Annotated in this window: 16 protein-coding genes and 2 pseudogenes; 7 read left to right on the plus strand and 11 right to left on the minus strand. The window is 33.8% G+C overall.

Features of this window, described 5'->3' with window-relative positions; all coding sequences use genetic code 11:
- Positions 1–247: 247 nt before the first annotated feature.
- Positions 248–492 (minus strand): annotated as a pseudogene (locus tag PCY10_RS06910) (DUF898 family protein).
- Between PCY10_RS06910 and PCY10_RS06915 the strand changes: the two are divergent.
- A pseudogene (locus PCY10_RS06915) lies at positions 468–955 on the plus strand (transposase); the annotation flags it as partial. The pseudogenes PCY10_RS06910 and PCY10_RS06915 sit on opposite strands and share 25 nt — an antisense overlap.
- A gap of 91 nt (positions 956–1,046) precedes the next feature.
- Here the strand turns inward: PCY10_RS06915 and PCY10_RS06920 are convergent.
- The 4 genes from PCY10_RS06920 to PCY10_RS06935 all read right to left on the minus strand — a co-directional run bounded on the left by PCY10_RS06920 (position 1,047) and on the right by PCY10_RS06935 (position 5,011).
- Positions 1,047–3,110 (minus strand): heavy metal translocating P-type ATPase, encoded by a 2,064-nt coding sequence (locus PCY10_RS06920; RefSeq protein ID WP_301558949.1) that lies wholly within the window; start codon positions 3,108–3,110, stop codon positions 1,047–1,049.
- A 1-nt stretch (position 3,111) separates the two neighbouring features.
- Positions 3,112–3,390 carry a DUF6110 family protein gene (locus PCY10_RS06925; protein ID WP_003075836.1) on the minus strand — a complete coding sequence of 93 codons (279 nt, stop codon included), beginning with the start codon at positions 3,388–3,390 and terminating at the stop codon, positions 3,112–3,114.
- 180 nt (positions 3,391–3,570) lie between these two features.
- The gene (locus PCY10_RS06930) at positions 3,571–4,173 is read right to left on the minus strand and encodes a transposase (RefSeq protein WP_257995438.1); all 603 of its coding nucleotides are present in this window, start codon (positions 4,171–4,173) and stop codon (positions 3,571–3,573) included.
- A gap of 337 nt (positions 4,174–4,510) precedes the next feature.
- On the minus strand, positions 4,511–5,011 hold the full coding sequence (locus tag PCY10_RS06935; RefSeq protein ID WP_009569393.1) for a hypothetical protein: 501 nt from the start codon (positions 5,009–5,011) through the stop codon (positions 4,511–4,513).
- 137 nt (positions 5,012–5,148) lie between these two features.
- On the opposite strand from PCY10_RS06935, the gene PCY10_RS06940 reads away from it, so the two are divergent.
- On the plus strand, positions 5,149–5,337 hold the full coding sequence (locus PCY10_RS06940) for a hypothetical protein (RefSeq protein WP_009569395.1): 189 nt from the start codon (positions 5,149–5,151) through the stop codon (positions 5,335–5,337).
- On the plus strand, positions 5,330–5,941 hold the full coding sequence (locus tag PCY10_RS06945; RefSeq protein ID WP_020999126.1) for a Fic family protein: 612 nt from the start codon (positions 5,330–5,332) through the stop codon (positions 5,939–5,941). Before PCY10_RS06940 ends, PCY10_RS06945 begins: the two co-directional genes overlap by 8 nt.
- Positions 5,942–6,159: 218 nt before the next feature.
- Here PCY10_RS06945 and PCY10_RS06950 read toward each other — a convergent pair whose 3' ends face one another.
- The 4 genes from PCY10_RS06950 to PCY10_RS06965 form a co-directional block, all read right to left on the minus strand.
- On the minus strand, positions 6,160–7,776 hold the full coding sequence (locus tag PCY10_RS06950; protein WP_020999127.1) for an ABC transporter ATP-binding protein: 1,617 nt from the start codon (positions 7,774–7,776) through the stop codon (positions 6,160–6,162).
- A 778-nt stretch (positions 7,777–8,554) separates the two neighbouring features.
- On the minus strand, positions 8,555–9,601 hold the full coding sequence (locus tag PCY10_RS06955; protein ID WP_020999129.1) for a radical SAM protein: 1,047 nt from the start codon (positions 9,599–9,601) through the stop codon (positions 8,555–8,557).
- A 59-nt stretch (positions 9,602–9,660) separates the two neighbouring features.
- Positions 9,661–10,200, minus strand: coding sequence for a hypothetical protein (locus PCY10_RS06960; protein WP_020999130.1), 540 nt, complete (start codon positions 10,198–10,200; stop codon positions 9,661–9,663).
- A 1-nt stretch (position 10,201) separates the two neighbouring features.
- Complete coding sequence (locus PCY10_RS06965; RefSeq protein WP_301558950.1) at positions 10,202–10,741, minus strand: SdpI family protein; 540 nt, start codon at positions 10,739–10,741, stop codon at positions 10,202–10,204.
- Positions 10,742–11,404: 663 nt separating this feature from the next.
- Here PCY10_RS06965 and PCY10_RS06970 point away from each other — a divergent pair.
- The 4 genes from PCY10_RS06970 (at position 11,405) to xerC (ending at position 14,467) form a co-directional block, all read left to right on the plus strand.
- Positions 11,405–11,827, plus strand: a complete 423-nt coding sequence (locus PCY10_RS06970) for a hypothetical protein (protein ID WP_020999133.1) — start codon at positions 11,405–11,407, stop codon at positions 11,825–11,827.
- A 2-nt stretch (positions 11,828–11,829) separates the two neighbouring features.
- Positions 11,830–12,858 (plus strand): replication initiation factor domain-containing protein, encoded by a 1,029-nt coding sequence (locus PCY10_RS06975; RefSeq protein ID WP_020999134.1) that lies wholly within the window; start codon positions 11,830–11,832, stop codon positions 12,856–12,858.
- 59 nt (positions 12,859–12,917) lie between these two features.
- Complete coding sequence (locus PCY10_RS06980) at positions 12,918–13,178, plus strand: helix-turn-helix domain-containing protein (protein ID WP_020999135.1); 261 nt, start codon at positions 12,918–12,920, stop codon at positions 13,176–13,178.
- Between the two features lie 71 nt (positions 13,179–13,249).
- Positions 13,250–14,467 (plus strand): tyrosine recombinase XerC, encoded by a 1,218-nt coding sequence (gene xerC, locus PCY10_RS06985; RefSeq protein ID WP_020999136.1) that lies wholly within the window; start codon positions 13,250–13,252, stop codon positions 14,465–14,467.
- 109 nt (positions 14,468–14,576) lie between these two features.
- Here xerC and rpsI read toward each other — a convergent pair whose 3' ends face one another.
- Positions 14,577–14,969 carry a 30S ribosomal protein S9 gene (gene rpsI, locus PCY10_RS06990; RefSeq protein WP_020999137.1) on the minus strand — a complete coding sequence of 131 codons (393 nt, stop codon included), beginning with the start codon at positions 14,967–14,969 and terminating at the stop codon, positions 14,577–14,579.
- A gap of 19 nt (positions 14,970–14,988) precedes the next feature.
- On the minus strand, positions 14,989–15,435 hold the full coding sequence (gene rplM / locus PCY10_RS06995; protein WP_002893769.1) for a 50S ribosomal protein L13: 447 nt from the start codon (positions 15,433–15,435) through the stop codon (positions 14,989–14,991).
- Between the last annotated feature and the right edge of the window lie 20 nt (positions 15,436–15,455).

A 15,455-nucleotide genomic window follows, 5' to 3' on the forward strand; every position in this document is an offset into this window, starting at 1 on the left:
TTTCTGCCTGGATGATGGTAGAGAGACTTCTGTCCAATCTTACATACTTTAAATTCTCACCTATTATTCTTTTGAAAATTTTCCTTTAAGTAGCCATCAGTCCATCCTTAACATTATATCAAAAATTTTACAGCCTTTTTCTGAAGAAATCTATCAATTGAACAGATAGAGAAAGCCAGAAATTTTAGATTCCTTATTCAAAGAAGGAAGAACGGTATCTCCTATAAAAGAAGACGCAGTTTAATGATTAAACATGATGAGTGTGTTTGACAATCCATTGCTCCATTTTTATTTGCAACCAGAAGCCATAGATTCCAAACGTGATGATGGTTAGAAGAAACCACTTAATCCAGTTACCGAACAGTTGTGCTCCAGTCCCGTCAAAGTACAGACGTTGACCATCCACTACCGTATGCTTGGTTTTCCAATTTTGCATCTGCAAACCGCCCAAGGTGTTGCGATCCCATCGGAAATCACACAAACATAAGGCACTAAAACGTTACTGGAAACTCATTCAACAGGAGAGCCGTAAACTCAGTGATAAACGTTTTTATCTCCCAACTTTTCGCTCACACTTGACCAATAAAGAGATTCTCGAAAACCTTCTTGCATACTCTCAAGAACTTAGAGAGCACTATGACCTCTATCAACTATTACTCTTTCATTTTCAAGAGAAACAAGCTGACCATCTCTTTGAGCTTATTGAAGAAACAATTTCTTGTGTAAATCCTATTTTTCAAACTGTTTTTAAGACCTTTTTGAAAGATAAGGGCAAGATCATAAATGCACTAGAACCGCCCTACTCAAACGCAAAACTAGAAGCTACTAATAACCTCATCAAGATCATCAAACGAAATGCTTTTGGCTTCCGGAACTTTAAAACTTCAAAACTAGAATCCTCATTGCATTGAACATCAAAAAGGAGAGAACCAATTTGGTCCTCTCCAGGGTATAATTTTCCATCAACCCACTACAGTTGACAAAGAGCCGTTATTCTCAAATGAGACAACTCCTTTTAGTTTTTATAACCTCAGCTTCTCGGTCTCTTACCTACTTTTAATAGAATGACTACGAAGGACGATTCTTAAAGTAGTCAGATTGTGCAATATCGAAAGATTAGATGGGCTTAACCAATTTAACAACCCAAATCCAATTAAACTTCCATTTATTACAACTGTTTCTTGAATATTTCTTTGAATTAATTTCTGCAACGATTCAGATAAAGAATTCAATTCCTCGAAGAAATCTAAACGATTATCTAATAATAAAATATCACTCATCTGCTTAGAAATATCAGCACTTTCATTCATCACAACCCCAATATCTGCAAGCGTCAAGGCAGCAGAGTCGTTTAACCCGTCTCCAACCATCAAAATAGTTCGGCCAGCTTTCTGTAATTCCTGAACCAACTGAAACTTACCATCTGGTTTTAAATCAGTATAGACGTTGTCAAATGGCAGATCTTTAACCAACTCTTCTGTTCTAGCCAACGTATCACCAGTTGCCAGAATCAGTTTTTTCCCTTGGCGTTTTAGCTTTTTCAATGCAGCTTTCGCCTCGCTTCTCAAGGGAGTGTGGATACAAAACATCCCAATTAATTCTTTCTTATAAGCCAAAAACAATAAATTGTAATGAGTCTTATATTGCTCAATCAAGGCCAGCTGCTCAGAACTAATTCTTACCTGTTCGTCTTGCATTAGTACATAATTTCCAATGACAACCGATTGACCATCAATTTGCGATTTAATCCCTTTGCTTGCAACATACTGAAGCTTGCCATGCATTTCTTCGTGTTCAATGCCTTCAATTTCAGCTTGTTTAACAATTGCATTGGCAATAGGATGATAGATATGTTCCTCCAAACATGCACTTATTCTTAAAATATCTTTCTCAGTATAATCTCCGAAAGGAAGAACCTTTTCAACCAAAGGATAACTCGTCGTGATGGTACCCGTTTTATCAAACAAGAAAGTATCCACTTCCAGATATTTTTCTAATACATCACCATCTTTAATAACCATTTCTCGATTTAGACCTTCCTTTATGGCCGTAAGGTAGGCTACAGGTGTGGATATTTTTAGAGCACATGAAAAATCCACCAATAAAAAGGAAATGGCTTTTGAAAACGAACCTGTTAACAGATAAGTCAAACCAGCACCTAAGAAGTTATATTTTACAACCTTGTCTGCCATCCTAATAAAATGACGTTGTTTTGTCTTCTTACTCTCTTCAGATTTTTTCATCAGATTGATGAGTTGCAAAATACGACTGTTTATCTGATTATCAGTCACACGAATTCTTAACTCTCCTGTTTCCAAAACAGTATTCGCACATACAGAATCTCCCTCTTTCTTTTCAACAGGGAAGCTCTCTCCAGTCAAGGAACTCTCATTGACCATGCCTAATCCTGAAACCACTTGGCCGTCAAACAAGATTTCATTCCCTTGGGAGACAACTAATACATCACCTACTTGAACATCAGAACTCTTGATGCTGATGACCATGTCTCCCTGCACTAAGAAAACATCACTTTCTTTAGCAAGAAGGCTTTGTTCCAAATCTGTTGCTGTTTTTTTCAAAGACCACTGATCCAGATGATTACCCAGATCAAGCATAAACATGATGTTGCTAGCTGTCTTGGATTGGTTCATAAACAAGGACAACAAAATGGCCGAACAGTCCAAGACTTCCATGGTTAGTTCCTTGCGCGCTAAAGTTTGATAGGCTTCTTTGACATAACCCAAAGCCTGATAACAAGTCCAAATATAACGAATAGGGTAGGGTACAAAACTTCGAAACAGACAACGCTTAATCGCTGCACCCGATACAATTGAATAAGCACTCTCTTCTCTACGAATGGGAAGAGTCATCAAGTCCGAAACTTTCCCCTTATCAATTCTTTTTAAAAAGGCCTCTGCATTTTCTAATACAGAGAAGCCTTCTCTCATACGTAGAGTAAAGTGCTGCTGATCCATATAAAACTGAATAGAGTCGATCCCTTTTTCATCTCTAGCCAAGGAACGAAGATAAGCTTGAATATCCAAGGTCAGTGAAAACGAGGATGACAATCGGATATGTTGATATCCTCTGTGTAGCACTTTAAAAGACATATTATTCACCTATCAGGCTATCTAATTGTTCTTCTTTCTTTTCCTGTTCGTATAAATATTTAGCGTCTTGTAAAACATCATCACCGTGTTGTTTTACAACAGAAACAGATGCATCCAGTCCATCTTTCAATTTGTAACCTTTAGCCAAGGCCTTAGAATAGGCTTTTTTAGCTTCTTTACTTGCTAAGACTTTCAAGCCAAGCGTCCCAAATGCTACCCCTCCTAAGAAGAGAGATGATTTTTTCGCAACTTTTGCGACGTTTAATACTTCTTTTAACATGTTTATTTCCTCCTTGTAACTATTGTAGCGAAAAATGACAGCAAAAGCAATTGCTGATATCTGATATATAGATAAAATTCTCTATACTGATATCTAATTATATTATGATGAAAACAATATACTTTATTTTTTGATACTGTCAATAATTATGTGTAAACACTCAAGTAGAGTTACGGAGTGTTAATCAAATAAGCTTTCAAGTGTATCAGAACATTGACCAAACCCTTTATGGATTCGTTGACTTTGCTTGAAATTATAATCTTCAAACAACGTAACTAAGTAACGTTCCAGAGCCTCCTCATTAGGAAAAAGAACCTTCTTTTTCGTTTGATGTTTGATTTCTTTGTTAAGAGACTCAATGAGGTTTGTCGAATACATGCTGTGCCAAATCTGGTAGGGAAACTGATAAAAAGTTAAAAGATTATCCGTCTTCTCAAGACTTTCCATGACTTTCCTATACTTTGGTTTCCATTCGGCGAGAAAGTCCTCTAAAGCTTGTACTGCCATTTCTAAATTTTCAGCACGATAAATCATTTTAAATTGCCCCAGAATAACCGCTCTATCTGCTCGTTTCACTTTACTAGCTAGATTTCGACTAATATGAATTAAGCAACATTGTTGTTTAGCTAATGGGTAAGCCTGACTGATAATCTGCTCAAGCCCCTTAAAGCCATCTGTAACTACAAGAGAAACCTGTTGGATTCCTTGGTTTTGAAGCTTGTCTAACAGGGTGGACCAAGAAGCATTGTTTTCTTGAGGCAACTGTGCATAGCATATCTCTATGCGACTAAAGTCGCTAGAGCTATCCTAATTGCGCACCGCCAGTTCTCATAGAAAAAAACACCTTGCAAGATGCAAAGTGTTTTCGTTTGTATTCTGCTGTCCAGTAACTAATTAACGTTTTGAGAATTGTGAAGCTTTACGAGCTTTCTTAAGACCTGGTTTGAACGACTTTTGTTTGACTAAATTTCAAAAGCCTTTAATATCAAGCATTTCTACGCTTTTCTGAAAGCGTTATTTCAATTAATCTCAACTAATTTCATCTGAATGGTGTGAATTTTACCCCAAAATTACAAAGAATTGAGCTGATAAATACTAAAAGTTCACACCATTGGTTAAATTATTTTTTGTTACGTACGTTTTTCTTAGATGATAGACCTCCTAATTTATTTCTTATAGCATTTGAGCAAACCTCCGTTAGAGGTTCTCCTATTGCCTCCTTGTAATTAAATCCCAATAATTGCATAGTCTTTAAAGTATCCTTATTAAGTAAAGCAACTAACTGTTTCATTGAATCTTCTTTCCCATCTTCAACACTAGTAAATGAAGATAGCAGAGAAATAACCCGTTCTAAAGTGTTGTGCAAATACTCAATATCTTTATCATCAATATGTACTTTTTCATATTCTTCTTTATATGCCTGAGCAATTCTGATTGCCTGTTCTCGTTCCGAAAGTAACTCATTTACAATTTCATCATAAGTATTTCGTAATTTATCAGCATTACGTTCTTCCTTTAATGATTGAATTTTACTATTCACTAGTGTTGTTGTTCCTTTAAATGTTAGAGTTCCCAACTCAATCCCTGCTTTTATTAAAGCTTCTGTAATATATAGCTCCATGCTACACCCCCATTATTTCTTTTTTATAATAAAACCATTTTATCATAAATTCATACTTTAATAACAGTCTCTATCCTTTAGGTGAAAATACCGATTTTATGGTATAATAAAGATAACTTTATACAAGGAGGTGTGCCATGACTCTTGATGTAAATAAAGAAGAATTAACAATTTTAGGGATTCCCTTTGATAACTTTTCAGATTTTGATACCGTCTGGTATGCTATTGGGTCATCAATGATTGAAAATTATGAACCTACTGTTCAAGATGTGATTGATTTAAAAGCTTATGTTATCAACAGACGAAAGGAATTGAATATTGGTTAAAAATCAATACAAAGGCTATGAGTACATTGACCCTAATCACCAATATACCTATCCAAATTCTACAGTCTTAATCAACAAACAAAATATTACAAATATTAAAGAAGCCTACCGGAATGAGCACTTATTCGTTACTAGAAGGCTTGCAGACTTGCGCTTGAAAACCATTGAAGTCTATTCTATTAGTGATATTTTAGCCATTCATAAATATTTATTTCAAGATGTCTATGCTTGGGCGGGACAATATCGCGAGGTGAATATCTCAAAAAGCGGGAATCCCTTTATGCCAATACAATCTTTCAGTACTGCCCAAGACTATATCAACCATCTTATTCATACCTATTATCAAACTGCTAATTCAAAAAATAAAATTATTAAACAATTAGCAAAAATTCTTGATAATCTTAATTATTTCCATCCCTTTCGAGAAGGGAATGGACGAACTCAACGAGAAGTTATTCGTTCCTTAGCACTATCAAAAGGTTATTCTGCACAAATACGTGTAGAGCAAGATGACGAGGTTTACAATCTTTATATGGACGGAACAGTCTATGGAGACTTAGGAAAGTTAGAAGAATTATTTGGTAAAATACTGGAAAAATTGTAAATTAGTTTGCTATCCTTAGCTGCTACTATCTATCCTTTAATTAATTCTACTTGAACGTACGTAATAATTTCCTACTAGTGATTATAAAAACAACTCCTTTTATCAGCTACATACGGTAGCTGATAAAAGGAGTTGTTTATTTTGATATTGACTAGTTTTACTTTTGTCGACTAGGATATTCTTAGTTAAAAATATATTCATGTAGAAGTAAACTTAATCTAAATTAATTCTTTTACTAAATGCAAATCCTTTATTTTATAAACCATTGAAACATAATCGGAATGATAATGATGCTCAACAATTATTACTATTGTATGAGGGAATTTACTTAGAATTCTATTCAAAATAACATCAGAATCACCTTGACTAATATGCGAGAACATCTCATCTAATAATAGCACCTTAGGAGATTTCATTAACGCTCTAGCAATTTGCAATTTTTGAATTTCTCCCGAACTGAAATTTTTTTGAATCGTCTCCATATCTAGAGAATTGATATCGCCTACCTTCAAAAGACGCTCGGTCAAGCAAACTAAATCCAAAATTTCATTAATAGAAATGTCACCAAAAATGTTATCTGAAAAACTACCTTCTACAAATTTTAAGTCATTTGATACATATACTATGTCTTCATTAATATCTTCTATTTCTCTATTTGATATTAATTTGTCACCCAAAAAGATATCTCCATTAAAATCAACAATCCTCATAAGCGTTTGTAAGAAAAGAGTTTTTCCACATCCATTATCACCTACTATCTGAACAACATCTCCTGAATGACAAGTAAAATCAATATCTTTAATCAGTAATTTTTCTCCTCCGCATATTTCCCCACCACGTACTTTTAGAGAAAAGTTATTGGTAAAACTATTTTTTATTTTTCCTTTTTTCTCCACATAAAATTGCTTTAAATAGTCTAACAAATTAATAATTCTGTTTTCATATATTTTAGTTGTTTTTATTGTAGATATAGTACCTATTAAAAGCGTAATCGGGCTAAATAGCATATTTGTATAAGCATTGAAAGCAACTAAATCACCTACTGTTAAAATAGATGTTTTAATTAAACCCACCCCTACAAACAATGGAACAAATGTTGCAATTGAAATAATAATAGCTGAAACGATGGAAATATAATTAGTGTAATTTCTAGTTTTTTTTACAAAATTAGCATTATCCTCAATAGACTTATAATATTTAGGATACGAATGTGAAAACAAATTATATAACCGAATAGGTAGGATATTGTAAAGAATATTATCAGAAGTCTGTATTATTTTCTCTTTTGATAATTGTGTCTTATTAGTCAGCGATTTAATTTTTTCACCAATAAAAATAATCCATATAATATAAAAAAATAGGAAAAACACGCATATAGAACTTAGTAAAGGATTAATATAAAATACCAACATTAAACAGCCTATTACCCTAATACTATTTGAAAATATGGTGTAAAATATGTTAACTAAATTGGTTGCATATGATTCAGTGTCCTGAATCAAAACAGTCTGAATATTACTTCTTTGACTAGCATTTATTATTTTTAAATTAAGGCACTTTTTTATGATATTATCTCTCAATTTGAAACTAATATCAGTTTCTATTTTTGCACTTCCTCTTGATATCAAACTTCCCAAAAGTAATTGTAATACAATAATAACTGCAAAAGAGATAATTATTATACTTAATAAACTATAATGATTATCAATAATGACCTCATCCAATAGTAATTTAGATAAATAAGGTAATGTAATTGATAGAATTGATTCTAACATAATTATTATAGAAAGGAATATTATTGAAAAACAATATCTTTTTACGATTTTTATTTTCATATATTTACTCACCTCACCTACTCTAATATCAAAATCAATGCAGATACTTTTCTGATATTTGGTAAAATATTATATAACTTATCAACAGAGTAGAAAAAATAAATGGAATACATCAGAAATGTGATGTTTTGGCTATTAATGAATTCATATAGTGTAAAAATTAAAACGAAGAGTAACCTACCATTAACTAAAATCCCTCTTAAATTAGAGTATAAGATAATTTGCTTTTCTAAATATTGTAGTTTTTTAGTGTCGACAGCATCTAATTGCCCCTGATCTGATAGCTTAGAGTAGACCCAGTTTTTTGTTAAAAGATATTTTTTAGATAATTTATTAAATTTTTTATCATATCCATAAATCAGTAATTCTATTACTAACACTATCATTGATACCAGTATAAAGAATTTAATGCTATCAGCTCGTTGGAACAAGATTAAAATAGAAACTATAATTACTGGGATATACCGTATGACTCCAAAGATAATGTTAATTAAATTATAACTTATCAAGTCTATTTTTTCACCAAAATCTATTACCTTATTCAGCTGATTTTTATAATTATTAAACCTATACATATTCCTTGTGCAGGTTAGTATTGATATTGAAAATTTACTGATTAAATAGTACCTAATTATCTCTGCCGCTATACTTAACAATACTAAGTTTAACATGAATTTATAATTGGTCCAATTATAAATAATAATCAGAGGAACATATGCGTAAAATATTGAAATAATGATTGAGCTTAAAGTAAGACTTCTTAGGTATGGACAGTTTTTTAAATAATATTGACACTTATTTTTTTCCATTTAGCTTTATTATAAAATTTCTCCATTACTTTATTTTGCACCTCTTTATAGTGCTCTGAGATTACTTTTTGAACATCTATATTGTTATACAAGTATGAACAATATAGACATTGATGAATAAAATTAGGAACCTCAATGTTACTATCCCATTTCTGAACCTTTTGCAAAATTTTGTACGGTCCTTCAACATAAATCCAAATTTTTAAAAAGTCATTAAATGTGTTATAAAATTTTAATCTAGTATTTTCAGGCTTATCGCACATAGATTGTATATCATCAAAAACGAGAGAAGGAATGTAATCTAAACTTAGTCCACAACATAATGCAACTTCATTATTTTTAGATACTGATAGAGTTTCAAAAATTGAATCACAACCTCCAAGATTATTAGATAGATTAAGTTCTCCATAATCATATATATTATCAGAATGAAAAGATACCCAAACGGGGTCAATAATCTTCAATAAATCTGTATTAATATTTTTATCAGCAAATTTTTGAAAAATCTTATTTTTAAAAATATCCTCTTTCTTAAATTTAGCATTCCCTCTTTTTTCTACAGATATTATAGTAGATATTCCTAACTCAGCAGCCGTAACCGCAGCTCTTATTGCAATATCTTCTGGAACAAATTCTTGGTGATTATCTCCTGTTGAAATATTTACTTCGTCTAATCCTGCCTCTTTCAATTTTTTCAGCAACATAAAAGCTTTTTCATCTGAAGTCGCCCACCATCCATTAGAGACTATCCTAGATAAAATCCCTTTTCCTTTTGCATAAGAAATTCCATTAATCAAATCATCTCCTAATAAGGTACATTCCCCACCTGTCCAAGCTACCACTTTGATAGTTGGAAAAGCAATAACTATAGAATCAATAATTTTTTTGATTTCAGTAAAGGTGATTCTTTCTTTTCTATTTGGCGAACACTCAAAACAGCATTCTTGGCATGCAGCAGTACACTTCATTGTTGTTAATATACCAATACTTTTAGGGTCTACAACACTAATTACCATATTCTTCCTCCTTAGAAAATATTATTGCCCTAATAATTTTTTACTTAGGGCAATAATATTTATAATTCAATTCCTACTTGGCTTAATTCAGTACCAATATAACTTCTAACATTGCTTGCAAAATTATCATTGCCTAATACAGTAGCTAAAGTAATTGTTCCATTTAAAAATACGTTTTCTTCTTCTACATTTCTAAAGGGAACAGTCGTATCCACAGCAGCTACTGTAATATTAACTGCTACTACAGCCACAACTACAAAAAGCGCATATGAAGCAGTGCACCAATCTCTTGTACAAACTCTTTGAATTGCAATATCCCCAAATTCGTCTTGATAATTAGGAAAAGCTGATTGAAATTCATCTGAAATATACTTAAGAAATATCTTTTTGTCTTGTGAATCCGCGATTTGCTTAAGTTTTTCATCATTTAATAAATCTAAGAAGAATTTATTATAATCATAATCAGTTGAGTGGTCTAAATCAGCATTTTTATATTGTTGCTGACTATTTTCTTTATTGGTTAATAGAGGTAATTCGAATTCTGTTATATTAGACTTATCAAAGATTCTTGCATTTGGATTTCTTTTGATTGATTTCATATTAATTTCTTCCTTTTTTAGGATAAATCCATATAGAATAAATGATTGGTAAAATTAACCATATAATAAACGAAATTGTTACTACAGTATTCAGATTTAGAAAGTTCGAGAGAAACAAAATCAAACAACTAATTGGTATACTTAAATCAGCTAAAATATTATGAGTTGCTCTCCAATTTCCTTCATCATTCCTTGTTGAAAAAATTCTTATACCAATAAATGGATTATACGGAATGAGAGAACATAAATTACCAATAAAGATAACTACACTACACAAAAGGAATAAAGATAGCTTTGTATCTATAACCGTACTAGAGTTAACAACGCTTAAAACCATAATTACTGCAAACGCTAGTGTCAACAACCAATGTAAATTATTCTTAACATTGTTATTAAAGAATACTAAAACTTGAATAGTTATTAATAAGGTATAAACCAATCCCACGATACTAGAATATTGATAGCTTGTTAAATAATAAGTAATAAGAAAAGCTATAAAACTTATTATCATCAATAACTTATTAAACTTTTTATTTTTCATTTTTTTCACCTCACTCTTGTTTGGAAGCGTTTTCTTATATCTTATTATACTCTTTTTTTTAGAATTTTCAAGAAAATATATGAGATAATATTAGCTTTTTACAAAAAAAAGATTTTAGTACAGAACAACTAAAATCTTTTTTTTGTAATTATCTTAAATAAAAATTATTCCCTGTTTTTTCACCATATAATTTATCGTTCAAACGCTCTAGTTCATTTTTATTTTCTAGTAATAACTGTAAAGGTGACTTGCCATAAGCATATTGGTCTCCTGGGTCAAAGCTTGTAGAATAGGGGCCGTCTGGATGTCGAGGGTCGACGTATAAAGGGTCGCCATCCGCCGTAAATTTTTGGGGTCCTCGAGTTAAGTACATTAAATCATAAAACAATTGAGAGTTTTTTAAATCATTCAGCGCCTTCAAAATTTCGTCAAACTCGGTTGTGACCGCACGTTCGTAGTTTGTTTCTTTTCCTTTTATCTCTTCTTTACTAAATAGGGGGTACGAACGTACACAAAAGTAGGGCTAAACCCTTGATACGTCTGGGGTTAAAGCCAATCAGTTGAAGTTTTCGCTGAAATCCCTTGGGGGAGTGGGGTTCAACGCTAATTCTGCGTACGTTTAGAAAAGATGACCATTTTGAAACCACAAAGGAGAACACTATTATGTCAAACTTAACACTTACCGATACAACAATAAAACTTGGCGAATTGAACCTTGATAAAGCACAATTTGACCTGCCAAAACACCTTGTGATTATCTCGGCTCGTATCCGCAATAAATACCGTGAAGTTAATGGCGAACAAGTGCGTACAGACGAACCAGATAAATTGATTTGTTCAGTGCAAGACGCTAACACAATCAAAGCTCTTAAAGAATTGAACATCTCTGTTGAGGAACTCAAGGTTATCACCCTTGAAATTCATGACAATCTCGACAAAATCACAAAATTAGCAGAAGATGATGGCTTGCTGGATAAAACAGTCGAACTGGTCAATCCCCAAATTCGCCTCATGTGGAATATGGCACGAAATACTTGGGGTGGTGTGAAACTAGTTGCTAGTGACCTTAAAGTAATTGGTGATTAAACATGGACAACAGCGTGAGGATTGACTACTTCGCTGTCACTGTTAAAGATGTTCCACCAGAAGAGGTGCTAGAAGAGATACTGCTCATTCCCCAAGATAAGTTTGCGCTGAATGTTTGGGGAATAAATAAGTATCAACGCCACTATGCCTGTTCAGACATCAAAGTTTACTTTAACCAAGCCTTAGATAAGATGGGGGTCTATCTGGAACTCAAAGGACAAGGCTGTCGGCAATATGAAGAATTTCTTAATGGTAATGAAAATAATTGGGTTGCCTTGGTTAATCGGTTATATCAATATCAAGTGAATTTTACTAGAATAGATATTGCCAATGACATCTATGATAAGGCCTTATCGGTTCAAACACTCTACGCTTACTGTAAACGGGGCTTGTGTATCACCAGAGCACAGCATGTTGACTACTACGAGCGTTCAATCCTTGAAACAGGGGAACGGGTTGGTGAGACCGTCACCATAGGCGCACGAGGAAGCCAGCAATGGTGTGTTTACAACAAACTCATGGAACAAAGAGGCAAAGGTAAGGTCGTTGATAATACCAACTCTTGGGTCAGAGCAGAGCTCCGTTGTTGGCAAGGCAAAGCCAATATCATAGCTCAACAAATTGCCCTTAAAAGACCTCTAGCAGCTATTTATTTTGAAGCTATTAATGGACACTACCGCTTTGTCAGACCCAATGACAAAGATTCAAACAAGCGCAGACGCCCTCCTGTTAAATGGTGGCAGGATTATCTCCAAACAGAAATCAAAACACGATTGAGTATTGAACGCACTAAGCCAACATTGAAACAGTCTGAACAATGGACGGAAAAACAGGTCTCAAAAACCTTAGCCAAACTCTACGTGGCTAAGTACGAGGCAACAACACTTGAAGGAGCAGACCAGTATCTCCAAAGCCTCTTAAAATTGGGACTATCAAAATTTACTAGCAGTGATGAAAAGGAAATCGACCAATATGTTCGTGAATACCAGAGCCCCAACACTTGGGGCATGCAAAAAGACGACTTGCCCTAAACAAATCGCCTTGAAATAATAACTACTAATATTATATCATGAAAGGACAAAAAAAGGCTATGCAAGTGATTTTACCAGATGAACAAATTCATCAGCTACAACTGTTAATTAGCCAGCTTATAGAAAATGAAATAAAAAATAAATTGGATAGTAACAATGCTGAAAGTCCATTCTTGAACAAGCAACAAGCTTGTAAGTATCTAGGAATTGCCAATAATACGCTTGATTCTTGGATAAAAAAGGGGTTACCTGTTATTCGAGTTGGAAAAACTGTCCGCTTTGATAGAGCCGAACTCAATCACTGGTTACAAAATCAGTAGCATTATAACCGTGGTTTGATATAATTAAGCCACGGTATTTTTCTAGCTCAATTCAAGAAAAGGAGAATACTATGTCAATTACAAAAACTAAAAATGGAACTTATCGCTTACGTATCTATATCCCAGAAGAAGTCAAATCATCATTGGGAATTGATAAAAAAGTGATTGAAAAACGTTTCAAACTAAGGAGTGAGGCTAAAAAATACGAACTTGAATTACAAAACAGGATTGATAAAATTTTAAGCGGAGATGCAACCTCATTGGAAACAAATGGTTCAATCCTCTTTTCCGATTTTTATCACAATATTTGGTGGGAATCCTATAAAGTAGGTCAAACAACATCTACCACAAAACCACCTTCACAAGCTACTATTGACGGTACAGAAATTGTCTTTAGAAAACATATCCTACCCTTGCTTGGAAATTATTCTATTGATTTTCTCAATCAAAATAAACAAGTTGTTTTGAACCTATTGACCCAAAAAGCAGAAGAATATGCCAACTTCAAAGTCATCAGAAGCTATGTTAACTCTATTTTTGATTGGGCTGAGGAATTAGAATATATCGAAACTAATCGTCTCTCTAGAACCATTAGCCGTATTAAGGCAACTAAAAAAATCAAACTACAAGAGGCTAAAAATGATGAAGATTTGTATCTGTCACAATCAGAACTACAAGCGTGGTTTACAGCTTTTGAAGAAGATTTAGAAAACGACAAACTCCTGTTCAAAGATTATGTGTTATTCTATACAACCTTTTTCTTAGGAGATAGAAAATCTGAAAGCTACGCCTTACAATGGAAACACATTAACATCAAGAAACAGGAAATTCAGTTAGTGAAAGCCTTGGACAAGTATAAAAATCCAAAATCAACCAAAGGAAATAAAAAGACAACTTTCCATATTCCCATTGAACTAGCTGATTTACTCCGTGCTTGGAAAAAGCAACAAAAATTGGAGCTGGCAAAATTCAATATTATCCAATCTGATGAACAGTATGTTTTTACTTATATTGATACAAAAGGGAATGTTAATAGTCCCTTACACGCTGATTATCTTAATAATAAGATGAAGTCAGTCGAACGCCGTCATAAGGAATTAACACATGCCACACCTCATAAATTACGTCATACGGGTGCAACTCTTGCCAAACAATTTGGCACATCACTAGAGGACATTTCAGAAGCTCTAACGCATAGCGACACTCTCACAACTAAAACCTATGTCAATACTTCAAATGTCATACCAATGGCTGTTGGTGAAATTGCTTACCGTAACCTTAAAAAGTAATGGTGTGAATTTGGTGTGAAAAGTGGTGTGAATTTTGCTAAAAATCACTAAAAAAACACCCCATGGTGTGAACCATGAAGTGCTGTAAAGTCTGTATTGTAGCTGGTTCTTAACGTTTTGAGAACTGGCTAGCTTTACGAGCTTTCTTAAGACCTGGTTTCTTACGTTCTACCATACGAGCATCACGAGTAAGAAGGCCTGCGCGTTTCAATGAATCGCGGAAGTCTGGGTCTACTTGAAGAAGGGCACGAGCGATACCGTGACGGATAGCTCCTGATTGACCAGCGTAGCCACCACCATCAACGTTTACGAAAACGTCATACTGACCAACAGTTGAAGTAACTGCAAATGGTTGGTTGATAACCAAGCGAAGATCAGCGTGTGGGATGTACTCTTCAACATCTTTTTTGTTTACAATGATTTTACCAGTTCCTGGAACAAGGCGAACGCGTGCAACAGCGTTTTTACGACGTCCAGTACCTGCATATTGTGCTTGTGACATAGCTTATTTGTTCCTTTCCTTAGATAAGTCCTGAAATATCAAGAACTTCTGGTTGTTGTGCAGCGTGAGTGTGCTCAGCGCCTACAAATACTTTCAGCTTCATACCTTGAGCGCGGCCAAGAGTATTGTGCGGAAGCATACCTTTAACTGATTTTTCAATTAAGCGAACAGCGTTCTTAGAGCGAAGCTCACCTGCTGAGATTTGTTTCAATCCACCTGGGTACATAGAGTGAGTGTAGTAGATCTTATCAGTCGCTTTTTTACCAGTCAATTTAACTTTTTCAGCGTTGATAACGATTACGAAGTCACCTGTATCAGTGTGTGGTGTGAATGTTGGTTTGTTTTTTCCACGAAGTACGCTTGCTACAACAGCAGAAAGGCGTCCAAGAGGTACATCAGTAGCGTCTACTACATACCATTTCCGTTCAACTTCACCTGGCTTAGCCATGTATGTTGTTTTGTTCATGATTTCTCCTATATGAATAT

This window comes from Streptococcus sp. SI1 (assembly GCF_030439945.1).
GTDB lineage: Bacteria > Bacillota > Bacilli > Lactobacillales > Streptococcaceae > Streptococcus > Streptococcus intermedius.

Coding starts and splice junctions, on each gene's coding strand:
- PCY10_RS06950 (WP_020999127.1), bottom strand. CDS start 7,776: ATGAAAATAAAAATCGTAAAAAGATATTGTTTTTCAATAATATTCCTT.
- PCY10_RS06975 (WP_020999134.1), top strand. CDS start 11,830: ATGGACAACAGCGTGAGGATTGACTACTTCGCTGTCACTGTTAAAGAT.
- PCY10_RS06965 (WP_301558950.1), bottom strand. CDS start 10,741: ATGAAAAATAAAAAGTTTAATAAGTTATTGATGATAATAAGTTTTATA.
- rpsI (WP_020999137.1), bottom strand. CDS start 14,969: ATGTCACAAGCACAATATGCAGGTACTGGACGTCGTAAAAACGCTGTT.
- PCY10_RS06920 (WP_301558949.1), bottom strand. CDS start 3,110: ATGTCTTTTAAAGTGCTACACAGAGGATATCAACATATCCGATTGTCA.
- rplM (WP_002893769.1), bottom strand. CDS start 15,435: ATGAACAAAACAACATACATGGCTAAGCCAGGTGAAGTTGAACGGAAA.
- PCY10_RS06955 (WP_020999129.1), bottom strand. CDS start 9,601: ATGGTAATTAGTGTTGTAGACCCTAAAAGTATTGGTATATTAACAACA.
- PCY10_RS06960 (WP_020999130.1), bottom strand. CDS start 10,200: ATGAAATCAATCAAAAGAAATCCAAATGCAAGAATCTTTGATAAGTCT.
- PCY10_RS06970 (WP_020999133.1), top strand. CDS start 11,405: ATGTCAAACTTAACACTTACCGATACAACAATAAAACTTGGCGAATTG.
- xerC (WP_020999136.1), top strand. CDS start 13,250: ATGTCAATTACAAAAACTAAAAATGGAACTTATCGCTTACGTATCTAT.
- PCY10_RS06940 (WP_009569395.1), top strand. CDS start 5,149: ATGACTCTTGATGTAAATAAAGAAGAATTAACAATTTTAGGGATTCCC.
- PCY10_RS06935 (WP_009569393.1), bottom strand. CDS start 5,011: ATGGAGCTATATATTACAGAAGCTTTAATAAAAGCAGGGATTGAGTTG.
- PCY10_RS06980 (WP_020999135.1), top strand. CDS start 12,918: ATGCAAGTGATTTTACCAGATGAACAAATTCATCAGCTACAACTGTTA.
- PCY10_RS06925 (WP_003075836.1), bottom strand. CDS start 3,390: ATGTTAAAAGAAGTATTAAACGTCGCAAAAGTTGCGAAAAAATCATCT.